The following is a 15,400-nucleotide window of genomic DNA, read 5'->3' as shown; positions in this document are numbered from 1 at the left end:
CCCCGGGGAGGACTCATGTCGCTGCCGGACGCGTTCCACGACATCGCCAAGCGCGTGAACAACTGGGGGCGTTGGGGAGCCGACGACGAGATCGGCACCCTGAACCTGATCACCGACGAGGTCGTCAGACAGGCCGCGGCCACCGTCCGCACCGGCCATCGCGTCCCGCTGGCCCTGCCGCTCCAGCAGGACGGCGTGCAGACCGGCGTGATCCCCGGCCGGGTCGATCCCCTGCACACCATGGTGCAGATCAACCAGGAGATCTTCGGCCCGGGCACGGTCGCGTGCAGCGACGACGTCGTGACCATGGGACTCCAGGCGGCCACCCACTGGGACGCCCTGTCCCATGTCTCGCACTCGGGCCGGCTCTACAACGGCCGCCCGGCGCACACCGTCACCCCGCACGGCGGCGCCGGGTTCAGCGGTATCGGCACGGTCCGGCACGTCGTCTCGCGCGGGGTGCTGCTGGACGTCGCCCGGGCCCGGGGCACGGACCGGCTCGACGGCGGGTACGCCGTCACGCCCGAGGACCTGGACGCCGCCGAGGAACTGGCCGGCACACGGGTGCGGGCCGGTGACATCGTGCTCGTACGGACCGGACAGATCCAGGCCTGCCTGGCCGGGGACCGGCACGGCTACGCGTATCCGTCACCGGGGCTGTCGATCCGCACGCCGGAGTGGTTCCACGCGCACGATGTGGCGGCGGTCGCCAACGACACCCTGACCTTCGAGGTGTTCCCGCCCGAGGTGGCGGATCTCTGGCTGCCCGTGCACGCCCTCCACCTCGTGGAGATGGGCATGCCACAGGGGCAGAACTGGAATCTCGAAAAGTTGTCCACAGCCTGTGGAGAAGCGGGCCGTCATGCGTTCCTGCTGACGGCGACCCCCGAGCCGTTCACCGGGGCGACCGGCTCTCCGGTGGCGCCCGTCGCCGTCCTGTAGGCCGGGCCGGGCCGCCACCCCGCTGAAGCTGGATGGCGGCGCCGCGCTGCTCGCCCCGAGCACGACAGCGCGCGCCGCCACCCGACTCCGGCGCTCCCGCCCCGACTCCCTCGCCCTGGAGGAAGCCGACGCCGAATCACGACTCACACTCGCCGAGGGCTGCCGTCCACCGAAGCCCTCGTCGTCCCCTCGCGGCGAATCGCTGACCACAAGCGTGAGCAACCGGTCACGACGCGTCAACACCCATTCGGCGATATGTCACTCATATGGCTTTTGCCGTAGGCGCGCACGGAAGCACGTCCCGGCGCATCGCCGCATCCCCCGAGGGAACCTGCCGACCCGCCGTGCATCCGTGCCCCGGCCCGGCCGCACACACCCGCGGCATGCGCCGTCGCCCTCCGCACCCGGCAGGCGCGGGCGGCGGCCGGCGGCGCTAGACCGCCTCGTACGCCAGCCCCTCGAAAGCCGCCCCGCCGCCGTACGCCTCCGCGCCGCTCCCGCACGACGTCGTGAGGTCGCGGGACTTCTCACACCGGTCCAGTTCGCACCAGATGCGCTTGCCGGTGGCCTCGACGCTCCAGCCCCAGCGGTCGGCGAGCCCGTCGACGAGCGCCAGCCCCCGGCCGCCGGTCGCTTCGTCGCCGACGCACCGGGGCACCGGGGCCCGGCCGCTGCGGTCCGCGACCTCGAGACGGACCGTGGCCTCCTCCGTCACCACGTGCGGCAGCGACAGCCGCAGGACCGCGGGACGGCCGGTGTGCACCACGGCGTTGGTGACGAGCTCGGAGACGAGCAGGATCAGCGTCTCGGCGAGGGGTTCATCGGCCTGTATGCCGGACCCGGCCAGGCGGGAGCGGGCCCACCGCCGGGCACGCCCCACTTCTGCGGGGTCGGGCCGGATCTCCAGCTGCACTTGAAGCACCTGCACCGCTCACACCATCCGAACCGGCGGACACTTAGGCTCGCGCCTCACGAGGGCCACGATCGTAGCCATTTTCTGCATGGCCAGAACAACGGCCGGGACAAGGATCACGGAACGTGAATCCCTTGTGGGACAGCATGGTTGACGTACAGTCACGCCAACAAGCGCTTCGGGCATATTCCAGCGCGAAGGAGTACCCGTGCGGCATACTGTGCGACGCTCGCCGCGGGCAGTCGAACAGGTGGCGACACGGGGTCGCACTGCGCTCGGAGCCACTCGCATTTGACACAAGGTACCGGAGCGCGCAATCGACTCCAGGCCGTAACGAGTCACACTGAGGACACAAGCCGATATCAACGCTCCGTGATTCCGGTATGCCACGATCCATGACATCTCCGGGAGCGCGTACGGCGACAGCGCAGCCAGACGGCCCGTCAGACCGATTCGGCCGGCAAAGCCGCCGCGAGAGCTTCCTCACTCTCCGTGACACCACCCGCACGCTGAGTTCGAACCCATGCGCGTTTCACATGCAGATGGACCTCGGACTCCCAGGTGAAGCCCATGCCGCCGTGCACCTGGAGGCAGTCGCGGGCGCCGCGCACGGCGGCCTCGTCGGCGAGGATCCGGGCCGCCGCGATGTCGGCCGGGTCGGCCGTGACGGCGGCCGCGTAGACCGCGGCGCGGGCCGTCTCCGTCCCGACCAAGATCCCCGCGCACAGGTGCGCCACCGCCTGGAAGGCCCCGACGGGCCGGCCGAACTGTTCGCGCGCCCGGGCGTGTTGCGCCGCGAGTTCGCAGACGCGGCCGGCCGTGCCGAGTTGCTCGGCGGCGGTGAGGAGGACGGCGACGGGGTCGGGGGCGGCCCGCCCCGCAGGCACCCGGTGCAGGGGCGTCAGCGGGTCGATCGAACGCAGCGGCACCGCCCCGGAGGTGTCTCCGCGTACGACGTCCGCCTCGTCCAGCCACTCCACGAGCCCGCCGTCCACGGCCGCCACCACCGTCTCCCCGGCGGCAGCGCCCGGTACGGCACCGGCCGCGAGGTGGGTGGCGACGAGCGGGCCGGGCACCAGCGCCCTCCCCGTCTCCTCGAACAGCAACACCGCCTCCGGCAGCCCGAGTCCGACCCCGCCGTCCGCCTCCGGCATCCGCAGCGCGAAGAACCCGAGGTCTCCGAGGGCCCGCCACACCGCCCGGTCGAGCCGCGGCGACCCGGCCGTACGACGGGCCCCCGCGGCGCCCCCGTCCGCCTCGGCACCGCGTACCGGCCGGCCACCGGACCCGGCACGGCCCAACCGCTCGCCGCCGACGCCGGACACACCCGCCCGCTCCCCGGCTGACGCGGAATTACTCGCCATGCCTGCGCCGTTCACGGAACGGACCGTCCCGCCACCTCCGTTTCCGCAAGAGCCGGCCCCCGCCCCGCGACGGCCCGTCCCCTCACCCTCCGTGCCGCCCTTCACCCCGGCAGCACCCTCCACGGCCGCCCGCAGCGCGTCCGCGTCGAAGCGCCGGGCCAGCGCCTCGCGCAACCCGTCCCGCAGGGCCCGCTGGTCGTCCGTCAGCCGGAACCGCACGGTGACTCACCGTCCCTTCGGCAGGCCGAGGATGCGCTCGGCGATGATGCTGTGCTGCACCTGCGAGGTGCCGGCCGCGATGGTGTACGACAGGGAGTTCAGTCGTTCGAGGGCCCAGGGCCGGTCCAGGTCGAGGCAGTCGGGGCCCAGCACCTGCGCGGCGGCGTCGTAGAGATCCTGGCGGGCGTGCGAGTAGCGGAGCTTGAAGACCGAACCGCCGGCGCCCGGTACCCTTCCCGATGCCTCCGCCGCGCTGACGTTCCACTGGGTGAGCCGCCACAGCGCCCGGAACTCGGCGTCGAGTCCGCCCAGCCGGCGTCTGAGGGCCGGGTCGTCCCACCGGCCGTTCTTGCGGGCCTCGACGGCCAGTTCGCCCAGCACACGTCGGCAGGCGACGACCTCGCCGGCGAAGGCCGTGCCCCGCTCGAAGGACAGCGTCACCATGGTCACGCGCCAGCCGTCGTTCTCGTCCCCGACCCGGTTCGCCACCGGCACCCGCACCTCGTCGAGGAACACCTCGGCGAACTCGGCCGACCCGGCGAGGGTGCGCAGCGGCCGTACGGTGACGCCGGGCGCGTCCATGGGCATCGCGAGCCAGGTGATACCCCCGTGCTTGGGCGCCCCGGGGTCGGTGCGCACCAACAGCTCGCACCAGTCGGCGACTTCCGCGTGGGAGGTCCAGATCTTGGTGCCGGTCACCACGTAGGCGTCGCCGTCGCGCTGCGCGCGTGTGCGCAGGGCCGCGAGGTCGGATCCGGCGCCCGGTTCGCTGAAGCCCTGGCACCAGACCTCCTCGCCGCGCAGGATCGGCGGCAGCCAGCGTGCCCGCTGGTCCGCCGTGCCCTCGGCGGCGATGGTCGGACCGGCGTGCAGCAGGCCCACGAAGTTGGCACCCACGTAGGGCGCGCCCGCCCTCTCGGTCTCCTCCAGGAAGATCAGCCGCAGGGTCGGGGAGGCGTCCCAGTGGACGTCGGCGTATCCGGCGTCGTGCAGCCGCCGCTGCCAGCCGAGGTCGTAGGCCCGCCGCCCCGGCCAGTCGTCGGGGGACGGCTGGGGCGGGAGGGCGGGGAGCACCCTCGCGAGCCAGTCCCGCAGCCGGGCCCGGAAGTCCTCCTCCTCGGGCGTGTACGACAGGTCCATCGGCGGGCCTCAGCGGTCCCGGTCCAGGCCGAGGTCGAGCATCCGGATGGCGTTGCCCCGCATCAGCTTGTACACCGTCTCGTCGTCGAGGCCCTTGACGTGATCGAGGGCGACCTCCTTGGTGTGCGGGAAGGTCGAGTCGACGTGCGGGTAGTCGGTCTCGAAGGTGGCGTTGTCCCGGCCGACCACGTCCAGCGAGGCCACGCCGTGCTTGTCGCGGAAGAAGCAGCAGAACATCTGCCGGTAGTAGTACGTCGACGGCGGCTCGGGGACCGTGTCGCGCACCCCGCCCCAGGCACGGTGCTCCTCCCACACGTCGTCGGCGCGCTCCAGGGCGTACGGGACCCAGCCCATCTGCCCTTCGGAGTAGGCGAGTCTGAGGCGCGGGAAGCGCACCAGGACGCCGCTGAAGAGGAAGTCCATCATCGAGGCCATGGCGTTGTTGAAGCTGAGGGAGGCCTGGACGGCGGGCGGGGCGTCCGGTGAGGCGGCGGGCATCTGGGAGCTGCTGCCGATGTGCATGTTGACGACCGTCCCGGTCTCCTGGCAGACCGCGAAGAACGGGTCCCAGTAGCCGGAGTGGATGGACGGCAGCCCGAGGTGGGTGGGGATCTCGGAGAAGGTCACGGCCTTCACCCCGCGCGCGGCGTTGCGGCGGATCTCCTCGACGGCCAGGCCGACGTCCCAGAGCGGGATCAGGCACAGCGGGATGAGCCGCCCGCCGCTGCCGCCGCACCACTCCTCGACCATCCAGTCGTTGTAGGCGCGTACGCAGGCGAGGGCGACCTCCTTGTCGTGCGCCTCGGCGAAGGTCTGCCCGCAGAAGCGGGGGAAGGACGGGAAGCAGAGGGACGCCTCGACATGGTTGAGGTCCATGTCCTCCAGGCGGGCCTTCGGGTCCCAGCAGCCGCGTCGCATCTCCTCGCGGGTGATGCCCTCCAGGGTCATCTGGTCGCGGTCGAAGCCGACGGCGGCGATGTTGCGCTTGTACGGGAACTGCAGGTCCTCGTAGATCCACCAGTCGGTGGGCTGGCCGTCCGGGTCCATGGTGATCCGGTACTTGCCGCCGATGTAGGCGAGTTCACCGATCCCGGCGGTCAGCGCCCTCGGGCCGCGCTCGCGGTACTTGGCCGGCAGCCAGGTGTCGAAGAGGTGGGCGGGCTCGATCACGTGGTCGTCGACGCTGATGATGCGGGGCAGTTCGGTCGCCATGGGTCCCCTCCGCCGGACGGTACTTATCTGATGCAGCGTCAGCTAGCATCTCACCTGACGACCCGTCAGCCAAGCAGCACGCCGAGGAGCAGGGGGCAGCCGTGAACGGCACTGCGCACGCCCTGAGTTCGTCCCGCACCCTGTGGGAGCTGGTCACCCGCCGTGCCGCCCTCACGCCCGACCGCCCGCTCTTCCTCCAGGACGACCGGACGCTGACCTTCGAGGCGCTGCGCGCGCGTGCCGAGCGGGTCGCGGCCGGGCTGTACGGCATGGGCGTACGCCCCGGCACGGTGGTCGCCTGGCAGTTGCCCACCCGCATCGAGACCGCCGTGCTGTCCTTCGCCCTGGCCCGGCTCGGCGTCGTGCAGACCCCGGTGATCCCCTTCTACCGGGACCGCGAGGTCGGCTTCGCGCTGCGCGAGTCGAGGGCCGAGTTCTTCGCGGTGCCGGGCACCTGGCGCGGTTTCGACCACACGGAGATGGCCCGGCGGCTCGGCGCGAAGGGCGTCTTCCAGGCCTACGACGACCTGCCCGAGGGCGATCCGTCCGTGCTGCCTCCCCCGCCCTGCGACGGCGGGGCCGTCCGCTGGATCTACTGGACGTCCGGCACGACCTCCGACCCCAAGGGCGTGCTGCACACGGACCGTTCCCTGCTCGCGGGCGGCTCCTGCCTGGCGCACGCGCTGCGCCCCTCGGCGCGGGACGTGGGCTCGATCGCCTTCCCCTACGCCCACATCGGCGGGCCCGACTACACGGTGATGCTGCTGCTCTACGGCTTCCCGGCGGTGCTGTTCGAGCAGTTCGCGCTGCCGGAGGCGCTGGCCGCGTACCGCGCGCACGGGGTGACCATGGCGGGCGGGTCGACGGCGTTCTACTCGATGTTCCTGGCGGAGCAGCGCAAGGCGCCGGGAGAGCCCGTGGTGCCGACGCTCCGGCTGCTGGCGGGCGGCGGAGCGCCCAAGCCGCCGGAGCTGTACCACGCCGTCGTGCGCGAGATGGGTGTGCAACTCACCCACGGGTACGGCATGACCGAGGTGCCGATGATCACCATGGGGGATCCGGACGACGGCCCCGAGCTGCTGGCGACGACGGAGGGGCGTCCGCCGCGGGGCATGCGGATCCGGATCGTGGACGGGGAGGTGCGGCTGCGCGGGGAGGCGGTGTGCCGCGGGTACCTGGATCCGGGGCAGACGGCGGAGGCCTTCGACGAGGACGGGTTCCTGCGCACCGGTGACCTCGGGCGGCTCACGGAGACCGGGCACCTGGTCCTCACCGGGCGGCTGAAGGACGTGATCATCCGCAAGGGCGAGAACATCTCGGCCCAGGAGATCGAGGACCTGCTGCACCGGCATCCGGCGGTCGGGGACGTGGCGGTGATCGGCCTGCCGGACGCGGCGCGCGGCGAGCTGGTGTGCGCGGTGGTGGAACAGCCGCCGGGGGCCGAGGCCTTGACGCTCGCGGACGTCACCGCCTTCCTGCGCACCGAGGGACTGTCGGTGCACAAGCTGCCGGAGCGGCTGGAGGTGGTGGACGCCCTTCCGCGGGGCGAGACCCTGCGGAAGGTACTGAAGTACAAGCTCCGCGAGCGCTACGCGGGTATGTGACCCGCTGCGGGCAGGCTCTTCAGGGGCGCGGGGAACTGCGCGAGCGACCACCGACAGCCCGCAGCCACCCGCCCGGAACAACCCCCACGGCGAAGGCGCGCCGACCTCCCACGACGCGGACACATGCCCCGCAGCGGACGCCCCCCCAGGGGCGCGGGGAACTGCGCGAGCGACCACCGACAGCCCGCAGCCACCCGCCCGTGAACCACTCTGCGGCGAAGGCGCGCCGACCTCCCACGACGCGGACACATGCCCCGCAGCGGACGCCCCCCCCCCCAGGGGCGCGGGGAACTGCGCGAGCGACCACCGACAGCCCGCAGCCGCCCGCCCGTGAACCACCCCTGCGGCGAAGGCGCGCCGACATCCCGCGACGCGGACGCGTGTCCCTACTCGGGCACGGTGAAGTAGCGGGCGAAGGCCGGGACGACCTCGGACTCGCCGACCTTGCCGTCGCCGTCCTCGTCGAGCGCGGCGGCGGCCCGGCCCGCGAGGTCCTCGGGGACGCCGAGGCACTTCAGGACGCGGGCGGCCTCCTCGGTCGTCGCCGCGCCGTCACCGTCGGTGTCGGCGATGTCCAGGGCCGCGTGCAGGAAGGGGCGGGCGATCTCGGCGAACCGGTCGGGGTTGTCACGCAGGCGCTTGACCGCGCCGTTGACGAACTCCTCGCGCGTGATGCGCTGGTCGCCGTCGCGGTCCGCTATCCCGGCCATGCCCTGCCAGAAGGCCTCGGCGCCGCCGTACAGGGCCTGTCCCATGTCGGAGCGGGCCGCCACCGCGAACTCCGTGAGCAGCGCCTTGGCCGCGCCGTAGAAGTCCTCGCGGTCGATGTAGCCGTTGCCGTCCTGGTCGAAGGTGGCGAACCGGGCGGCGATCCTGCGCTCGTACTCGCTGCTGACCATGTCTTCTTCAGGCCGCCTTACGTCGGGTGGGGTGCGTTTCGGTCGGAGCGTACGACGGAGGGCGCCGTTCGGGCGCGGGAAAACGTCACTTGTGCCAAGACCGGGGGAATTCCGGGACAACGGCGTGTCGAACGGCGACACTCGGTCCACCGTGCGTCGTCGGACCGTCACGCGGACAGGGGTTCGCCCTCGTCGCCGAGGGCCGCGTCCACGTCGCCGTACACGTCGAACAGCCTGCGCACGCCCAGCGCGCCGAGGACCCGGTTGACATGGGAGCCGTCTGCCGCGCCGCGGGCGGGCAGCACGAGGCGCAGCCGGCCCTGGCAGGAGCGGATCAGCCGACGGGCCGCGATGAGCACGCCGACGCCGCTGGAGTCGCAGAAGAACACCTCGGACAGATCCAGGACGAGACAGTGATGCCCCTCGGCCACCACGTCGTGCACGCGCTGACGCAGCACTGGTGACGTCACCAGATCCAGTTCGCCGGACACCTGGAGCACGGCCCATTCGCCCTGCTCGCCGCCGGTCACTTTGAAGGTCACCACCACGCCCTTCGATCGCCAAACCGGAAGCAGACCCTACGCTTCCTTGCAGCGCGGCTGCCCAGCGGCCGTTCCCCGAAACACAACCCGAAAAACGGATCCCCCGCGGAAGAGGCTTGTTTCAGTCGACTTCGATCCTGTTCGATCCTCTTCAGTCAGGCCTGATCCTAGGGCCATGGGGTAGGCGCGAGCCCAAAGGCAACCGGTGCGAGGGCCGCTGGCCCTCTACCACCTACGGCCGGTCAGGGGGCGCACATTGCCACAAAGGGGCGTGCGCTACCGGACGTGCCGACTACATTCGAGGAGACGTCGGGCACAGGCTGGACGGAGCAGGGGCGCGGGACACGAGCAGGGGGTGAGGGGACCGCATGGCGAAAAAGGACGTACCGCCTCGCTGGGACCGCAAGATGCAGCAGCGGCTCGCCCGCGGGGAGGCCGCCGCCCTCGGTGAGCTCTACGACCGGTTCGCCTCCCTCGTGCACGGCCTCGCCCACCGCGTCCTCGGCGACGAGCGCGCCGCCGACGGCATCACCCGCGAGGTCTTCATCCACGTCTGGGAACACCCCGACTCCTACGACCCCCGGCAGGGCCCGCTGCGCACCTGGGTCGCCACGCTGACGCACCGGCTCGCCGTGCAGCGGCTGCGCGCCACCGAGACCGCCGCCCTCGCCCGCGAAGGCTCCGGCACCACCGAGGAACTGGAGCACAAGGTGCGCCGCGCCTCGGTCGCCGCCCGCGCCGACTACATCGTGCAGTCCATGCCCGTCCCGCTGCGCTCGGCCCTGGAACGGGCCTACTTCCAGCGCCGCGACTACCGCCAGACCGCCGCCGACCTCGGCATCACCGCGGACGAGGCCCGCCGCCGCCTGCGCCTGGGCCTGCAACTGCTGTCCACCGCCCACGACACCGAGGCACCGGGCGCACCGCCCGGGTACGGGGGTGCGGTGTGAACGGGCCGGACCGGTTCGAGGAGGGCGACGGCGACGAGGGGGAGAACGACCACGAGGGGAAGGGCAACGCCCGGGACGAAAGCAGCATTCGGGATGAAGGTGGCCAGGGTGGGTGCGGTACCGGCACGCCCCGTGACGTCCCGGAGCGCGGGCGCCCGCCGCGGATACCCATGCCCCGGGCCTCGGTCGAGGACAGCGGACAGCCGCTGCCCGCGCCGGCGGACCCCGGCGGCACCGCACCGCCGCCCGCCCCGCCCGTCTTCGAACACCCCGTGCTGAAGGCCCTGCTCGGCGCCTGGGCGCTGGCCGCGTGCTCGGCCGAGGAGGCCACGGCGGTCGAAGAGCACCTCGGCGCGTGCGGCTCCTGCGCCGACGAGGCCCGGCGGCTGCGCGAGGCGGTCGGACTGCTGCAACGCCCCGAGAGCCTCGACCTGGACCCGGGGCTGCGCACCCGCGTCCTGGACACCTGCCTGGAGCGGCGCCCGCCGCGCATCCCGGTACCGGACTGGGCCGCCGCCTACGACGCCGAGACCGCGCGCCTGGACGCCCTGCTGCAGGACTTCGGCGACGCCGAGTGGCACGCGCCGGTACGGCTGCGCTGGTTCCGGTCCGACGCGTCGACGAGCCGCCGCACCACCGTCGCCGGGGTCATCGCGCATCTGCTCGGCGTCGACGGCCTGGTGGCGGTCGCGCTCGGCCTGGACGACCCGCTGGGCGACGTCCCGTCCCGGCAGCCGACGCCGGCGGCCCGCACCGAGGCCCTCTGGCGCGCCTCCCACTTCCCGCCGACCCGGTTCGTGCGCGCGCCCTGGCGCGAGCAGAGCCACAGCCTCGTGCGCACGGTGTCCTTCACGGGCGGCGGCGCCGGGAAGATGCAGGTGCCGTACGGCGACTTCGAGCTGCCCCTGCACGACGCGATGCTCGACCGCGCCTTCGAGACCTGGGTGCACGCGGAGGACATCGCCGACGCGGTCGACTACCCCTACGACCCACCCTCGCCGCGCCATCTGCACCGCATGATCGACCTCGCGGCCCGGATGCTGCCGACGGCCCTGGCCCACCGCCGCCGGGTCGGCCTCGCGTCCCCCGCCCACCACCGGCATCTGGTCGCGGCGGGCGAACCGGGCCGCAGCCTCCGGCTGGAGATCGAAGGCTCGGGCGGCGGCGAGTGGCTGATCCCGCTGGACTCCCCGGCGGCGAAGGGCTCCGCCGAGCACGAGGTGGCCCACGTGGCCCTGGACGGCGTCGAGTTCTGCCGCCTGGCCGCAGGCCATGTCCCTCCGCAGGAGGCGGCGGCGGGCCAGGTGGGAGACAGAGAGGCGATCAGAGACGTCCTGTTCGCGGCGGCTTCACTGAGCAGGATGTAGACCGACCTCAGGGGCACGCCCGAAGGGGCGCGGGGAACTGCGCGACAAGTCACGGACAACCCGCACCGGCCACGAAACGGGACCCCCGAGCTCCTAGGCGAAGATCACAGTCCGCCGCCCGTTGAGCAGAATCCTCCGCTCGGCATGCCACTTCACACCCCGGGCCAACGCCTGGCACTCCACGTCCCGCCCGATCGCGACAAGCCCCTCGGGCGTCACGTCGTGCCCGACCCGCTCGACCTCCTGCTCGATGATCGGCCCCTCGTCGAGATCGGCCGTCACATAGTGCGCGGTGGCCCCGATCAGCTTCACGCCCCGCGCATGAGCCTGGTGATACGGCTTGGCGCCCTTGAAGCTCGGCAGGAACGAGTGGTGGATGTTGATGATCCGCCCGGACAGCGCCTTGCAGAGGTCGTCCGACAGCACCTGCATGTAGCGCGCGAGCACGACCAGTTCGACGTCCTCCTCGCGCACGATGTCGAGCAGCCGCCCCTCCGCCTCGGACTTCGTGTCCTTCGTCACCGGAATGTGGTGGAAGGGAATGTTGTAGGACTTCACCAGCTCGGCGAAGTCCGTGTGGTTCGACACCACTGCGGCGATCTCCACCGGCAGCGCCCCGGTGCGCGCCCGGAACAGCAGGTCGTTCAGGCAGTGCCCGAACTTGCTGACCATGAGCAGGATGCGCATCTTCTGGTCGGCCCGGTTGATGTGCCAGTCCATCTGGAACGAGTCACCGATCGCCGCGAAGCTGGCCCGCAGCTTCTCCACGGTCACCGGGGCGTCCGCGGAGAAGTGGACCCGCATGAAGAACAGTCCCGTGTCGTGGTCGCCGAACTGCTGGCTGTCCTCGATGTTGCAACCGGTCATGAACAGATAGCTCGACACGGCGTGCACGATGCCCTTCCTGTCCGGGCAGGAAAGGGTGAGGACGTACTGGTCGGCCGGGGCCACGGCGCTGGAGGACTGCTCGTTCATGCAGGACAGGTTCCCACAAGGAGCGACACCCCCGGCAATCGTCCCGCAGGGCGGACCGCACCGCGAAGCCGCTAGGCGGACCTGGTCATGATCCGCAGCACGTCCAGGCTGCGCGGCGCCGTGTCCGGCTCCTCGCCGTCACTCGTCGCGAGCTGCACGTGCGCGACCCGGGCCGCCTGGACCGCCTCCGGCCATGCCTCGTGCTCGAGGTACGCGGCGACCGGCGCGTCCGGCCCGACCTGGTGCATGATCCGCAGCACCCGCAGCACCGCGCTGTCGACCAGGGCGGCCTCCTGCGCGTCGCGGAAGATCGTGCCCACGTACTTCTCGGCGGACCAGTGGTCCAGCCATGTGTCCTCCACCAGCCGGTACACCGCGTCGGTCACGTCGCCGAAGCCGTCCACACCGGCCAGCCAGACGTCCCGCTGGAACCCGGGATCGGAGAGCATGTGCAGCGCCGAGCGCACGTTGCTGCGCCAGCGCCACCACGGCATGTCGTTGACAGGCATGCCGCCCATGGTGGATGAGCGACGGCCACGACGGGAAGAGTTCTCCGAAGCTTGCACGGTCATCGATCGTACGTTCCCCTCCACATCGGTGACATCAGCCCCCGTAATTCACCCGTGCGTCACCAAGTGTTGACCCGAGATCACTCACGGGTTAGCCATGTGACGGAATCGTGCGGACCATGACCGGCAGGCGACGCACCCGCAGCACATTCCTCCCCGGCCTCCTCACCCGTCACGCCAGAAACGGCGTCCTCTCCGCGAGCACGGCGGTCGCGTGCGCGTCCCTCCTCGCCGGCTGCGGGGTCGTCCCCGGCACCACGGGGGATGTCGGGGACGACACCATCACCGTGATGACCTGGGCCCCGCAGGGCACCAAGGCCACGAACAAGCCCGGCATGCCCGCCTTCGCCCAGGCCTACGCCCGCTGGATCAACGCCGCGGGCGGGATCAACGGCCGCAAGCTCAACGTGCTGACCTGCAATGACCACAACGACAGCGTGGACGCCGCGAAGTGCGCCCGGCGGGCCGCCAAGGAGAACGCGGTCGCGGTCGTCGGATCCTACAGCCAGTACGCGGACTCCTTCTTCCCGTCGCTGGAGGGGGCCGGCATCCCGTACATAGGCGGCTACGGCATCACCAACGCCGAGTTCACCAGCCCGCTGTCCTACCCCGTCAACGGCGGCCAGCCCGCGCTGCTCGCCGGTCTCGGCAGCGCACTCGCCGGTTGCGGGCCCGTCGCGCTGATCCGGCCCGACACCATCGCGGGCGACCAGCTGCCCCCGCTGCTCGACTCCGGGCTGAAGGCCGGGGGGCACCGCGCCTCGACCGACCAGCGGGCGGCGGAGGACGCCACCGAGTACGACGGCCAGGCCGAGCGGGCGCTGAGCACGACGACCCGCGGCGCGGCCGACGACGGGTGTGTGGTGCCTGCGCTGGGAGACCGCAACGGCACCTTCATGGACTCCTTCCGGCGGGCCCGCGAGGACTACCCCGAGGTGCGGACGGCCACCGTGCTGGGCAGCGTCGACCAGACGGTGATCGACGCGACCGGCGGCGCGTCGGGCCCCTACGAGGGCTCGTACATCACCGGCTGGTACCCGGTGGTGAGCGATCCGCGCTGGGACGGCATGAAGCGGGTGATCCGGGAGCAGGCCTTCGGCGACAACCGCATCGACCCCGCGGACGCCGGAGTGCAGACCACGTGGATCGCCTACACGGTGTTCCGGCAGGTCGTCGAGTCGCTCGGGGACGGCGAGGTGAGCGCCGACACGGTGGCGGAGGCCCTGGACGACGGCCTGGAGGTCGGCACGGGCGGGCTCACGCCGACGCTGCGCTGGCGGTTCCAGGACAAGCTCGCCGCGGTGGGCTTCCCGCGCCTGGTCAACGCGAACGTGACCCTTCAGGTGGTGCGGGACGGGCGGCTGGTGTCGGCGCGCAAGGGCTTCGTCGACACGACGAAGACGCTGCAGGACGCCGACGTGAACTACTGAGCGTCCCCGTCCGCCGGCTCATCCCTCCCGGGTGAGGCCACGGCCCGCTCGGGCCGTCCCGTCACAGCTGGGTCGGCTGGCGCTCGGTCAGGCCGTACTTCTTCGCGATCCCGTTCCACAGCCCGGCCGCCTTCGCCTTCTCGGTGCTGGCGACGCCGCTGGCCCGGTTGCCGGCCTGGGTCTGGTTGGTGGCGCGGGCCTGGCCCTTCTTGCAGCCCTTCTTGCCGGCGGTCTGGTCGGCCCAGGCCGCGTAGTGGTTGTCGGCCGAGGCGGAGGCCTGCCAGGCCTTGGTGAGGGCGGTGGTCAGCGCGGCGTGGTCGGGCAGCTGGTCGACCTCGATGCCGGAGAGCCGGGTGACCAGCTGGCTGCGCTGCGTGGCCGCGTCGCGCAGGTCCTTGGCGGCCTGGGGGAGGTTGTCGCAGCCCTTGACGTCGGCGACCGCGTTGATCACGGTGGTGCGGCTGTTGCCGCTGTCGGCGAGCAGCTTGTCCAGCTCGACCGCCTGGGCCCGGGCGGGGTCGGCGGACGGGGAGGCGGAGCCGTCCGTCGCGGGTGCGGAGGCGGCCACGGTCTTCTTGTCGCCGCTGTCGTCGTCACCGCCGCCCCCGCCGCCCGCGAGCAGCGCGCCCGCGCCGACGCCGAGGACGGCGATGCCGATGCCCACGGCGGCGATGACGGGCACGCGCGAGCCGGTAGGGCCGCCGCGCGACCGGCCGCCGCCGGCGGGCGGGGCGTGGGAGGGCTGGGGAGCGCCGTACGAGGCCTGGGAGTGCGGCTGGGGCTGCTCGATGCGGGGCATCTGCTGGGTGGCCCCGGCCGGGCTCTCGGCGCCCTGGTCGCTGCGGAAGAGGTTGTCGAACTCGGCGGGCGGCTGCTTGTCCCCGCCGGGCACCGGCGGTATGTACTGCGTCGCCTCGGCGTCCGGGTGCGCGGCGGGCGGCAGCGATCCGGCTCCCGCCCCGGCGCGGGGCCCGGTCCCGAGGAACCGCGTCGCCTCGGAGTCCTCCCCCGCGGGCATCTCGGGCGGCAGGGCCCCCGGGGTCACCGGGGGTATGTACTGGGTCGCGCCCTCGTCGGCGGACCGCGCGACGGGCGGCAGATACTGCGTGGCCGCTGCGGCCGCGTCCCCCGTGACCGGCGGTATGTACTGAGTCGCCCCCTCGTCGGCGGCCGGGGGCAGGGGGGCACCTCCGGCGGGCCCGTAGCCGGCCGAGGCCGACGGCAGCCCACCGCCGTACGCACCGGAAGCAGGCGGCAGGCCGCCCCCGTACGCA

At 72.4% G+C, this 15,400-nt stretch carries 14 protein-coding genes; 5 read left to right on the top strand and 9 right to left on the bottom strand.

The genetic code is table 11. From position 1 onward, the window contains the following. Positions 1 to 15: 15 nt before the first annotated feature. The gene (locus HDC93_RS04515) at positions 16 to 942 is read left to right on the top strand and encodes a cyclase family protein (protein WP_185007379.1); all 927 of its coding nucleotides are present in this window, start codon (positions 16 to 18) and stop codon (positions 940 to 942) included. A gap of 433 nt (positions 943 to 1,375) precedes the next feature. Here HDC93_RS04515 and HDC93_RS04510 read toward each other — a convergent pair whose 3' ends face one another. The 4 genes from HDC93_RS04510 to HDC93_RS04490 form a co-directional block, all read right to left on the bottom strand. Next, positions 1,376 to 1,855 (bottom strand): ATP-binding protein, encoded by a 480-nt coding sequence (locus HDC93_RS04510; RefSeq protein ID WP_185007929.1) that lies wholly within the window; start codon positions 1,853 to 1,855, stop codon positions 1,376 to 1,378. Positions 1,856 to 2,298: 443 nt separating this feature from the next. Next, a complete protein-coding gene (locus tag HDC93_RS04505) occupies positions 2,299 to 3,219 on the bottom strand; it encodes an acyl-CoA dehydrogenase family protein (protein ID WP_185007927.1) in 921 nt (306 codons plus the stop codon). Positions 3,220 to 3,444: 225 nt separating this feature from the next. Beyond that, positions 3,445 to 4,578 carry an acyl-CoA dehydrogenase family protein gene (locus HDC93_RS04495; RefSeq protein ID WP_185007378.1) on the bottom strand — a complete coding sequence of 378 codons (1,134 nt, stop codon included), beginning with the start codon at positions 4,576 to 4,578 and terminating at the stop codon, positions 3,445 to 3,447. A gap of 9 nt (positions 4,579 to 4,587) precedes the next feature. Beyond that, a complete protein-coding gene (locus HDC93_RS04490) occupies positions 4,588 to 5,790 on the bottom strand; it encodes an amidohydrolase family protein (RefSeq protein ID WP_185007377.1) in 1,203 nt (400 codons plus the stop codon). A 101-nt stretch (positions 5,791 to 5,891) separates the two neighbouring features. Here HDC93_RS04490 and HDC93_RS04485 point away from each other — a divergent pair, with 101 nt between their 5' ends. Continuing rightward, the gene (locus HDC93_RS04485; protein WP_185007376.1) at positions 5,892 to 7,394 is read left to right on the top strand and encodes an AMP-binding protein; all 1,503 of its coding nucleotides are present in this window, start codon (positions 5,892 to 5,894) and stop codon (positions 7,392 to 7,394) included. Between the two features lie 386 nt (positions 7,395 to 7,780). Here the strand turns inward: HDC93_RS04485 and HDC93_RS04480 are convergent, their stop codons facing one another. Beyond that, entirely contained in the window at positions 7,781 to 8,293 is a 513-nt protein-coding gene (locus tag HDC93_RS04480; RefSeq protein ID WP_185007375.1) for an EF-hand domain-containing protein, read from the bottom strand. Between the two features lie 167 nt (positions 8,294 to 8,460). Further along, positions 8,461 to 8,841 (bottom strand): STAS domain-containing protein, encoded by a 381-nt coding sequence (locus HDC93_RS04475; protein ID WP_030849533.1) that lies wholly within the window; start codon positions 8,839 to 8,841, stop codon positions 8,461 to 8,463. Between the two features lie 362 nt (positions 8,842 to 9,203). Here HDC93_RS04475 and HDC93_RS04470 point away from each other — a divergent pair, with 362 nt between their 5' ends. Then, positions 9,204 to 9,785, top strand: a complete 582-nt coding sequence (locus tag HDC93_RS04470; RefSeq protein ID WP_185007374.1) for a sigma-70 family RNA polymerase sigma factor — start codon at positions 9,204 to 9,206, stop codon at positions 9,783 to 9,785. Continuing rightward, positions 9,782 to 11,152, top strand: a complete 1,371-nt coding sequence (locus HDC93_RS04465) for a zf-HC2 domain-containing protein (protein ID WP_185007371.1) — start codon at positions 9,782 to 9,784, stop codon at positions 11,150 to 11,152. The genes HDC93_RS04470 and HDC93_RS04465 overlap by 4 nt, the downstream gene beginning before the upstream one ends. Positions 11,153 to 11,245: 93 nt before the next feature. On the opposite strand, the gene purU is transcribed toward HDC93_RS04465, so the two are convergent. Both purU and HDC93_RS04455 read right to left on the bottom strand, forming a co-directional pair. Next, on the bottom strand, positions 11,246 to 12,127 hold the full coding sequence (purU, locus tag HDC93_RS04460) for a formyltetrahydrofolate deformylase (protein WP_185007369.1): 882 nt from the start codon (positions 12,125 to 12,127) through the stop codon (positions 11,246 to 11,248). Between the two features lie 71 nt (positions 12,128 to 12,198). Next, on the bottom strand, positions 12,199 to 12,699 hold the full coding sequence (locus HDC93_RS04455; RefSeq protein ID WP_185007367.1) for an SCO4402 family protein: 501 nt from the start codon (positions 12,697 to 12,699) through the stop codon (positions 12,199 to 12,201). 116 nt (positions 12,700 to 12,815) lie between these two features. Between HDC93_RS04455 and HDC93_RS04450 the strand changes: the two genes are divergently transcribed. Further along, complete coding sequence (locus tag HDC93_RS04450) at positions 12,816 to 14,126, top strand: ABC transporter substrate-binding protein (protein WP_185007364.1); 1,311 nt, start codon at positions 12,816 to 12,818, stop codon at positions 14,124 to 14,126. Between the two features lie 61 nt (positions 14,127 to 14,187). On the opposite strand, the gene HDC93_RS04445 is transcribed toward HDC93_RS04450, so the two are convergent. Next, on the bottom strand, positions 14,188 to 15,400 hold a 1,213-nt coding region (locus HDC93_RS04445; protein WP_260419405.1), incomplete at its 5' end, for a hypothetical protein.

This window comes from Streptomyces sp. AK010 (assembly GCF_014207295.1).
In the GTDB taxonomy this organism is placed as follows: Bacteria; Actinomycetota; Actinomycetes; order Streptomycetales; family Streptomycetaceae; genus Streptomyces; species Streptomyces massasporeus.
Note: the sequence above shows the minus strand (reverse complement) of the source record. Positions and strands in the feature narration are given on the sequence as shown.

What these genes read in the sequence shown, in the direction of transcription:
- HDC93_RS04470 (WP_185007374.1), top strand. Translation starts at nt 9,204, where the DNA reads ATGGCGAAAAAGGACGTACCGCCTCGCTGGGACCGCAAGATGCAGCAG.
- HDC93_RS04515 (WP_185007379.1), top strand. Translation starts at nt 16, where the DNA reads ATGTCGCTGCCGGACGCGTTCCACGACATCGCCAAGCGCGTGAACAAC.
- HDC93_RS04455 (WP_185007367.1), bottom strand. Translation starts at nt 12,699, where the DNA reads ATGACCGTGCAAGCTTCGGAGAACTCTTCCCGTCGTGGCCGTCGCTCA.
- HDC93_RS04505 (WP_185007927.1), bottom strand. Translation starts at nt 3,219, where the DNA reads ATGGCGAGTAATTCCGCGTCAGCCGGGGAGCGGGCGGGTGTGTCCGGC.
- purU (WP_185007369.1), bottom strand. Translation starts at nt 12,127, where the DNA reads ATGAACGAGCAGTCCTCCAGCGCCGTGGCCCCGGCCGACCAGTACGTC.
- HDC93_RS04450 (WP_185007364.1), top strand. Translation starts at nt 12,816, where the DNA reads ATGACCGGCAGGCGACGCACCCGCAGCACATTCCTCCCCGGCCTCCTC.
- HDC93_RS04490 (WP_185007377.1), bottom strand. Translation starts at nt 5,790, where the DNA reads ATGGCGACCGAACTGCCCCGCATCATCAGCGTCGACGACCACGTGATC.
- HDC93_RS04495 (WP_185007378.1), bottom strand. Translation starts at nt 4,578, where the DNA reads ATGGACCTGTCGTACACGCCCGAGGAGGAGGACTTCCGGGCCCGGCTG.
- HDC93_RS04480 (WP_185007375.1), bottom strand. Translation starts at nt 8,293, where the DNA reads ATGGTCAGCAGCGAGTACGAGCGCAGGATCGCCGCCCGGTTCGCCACC.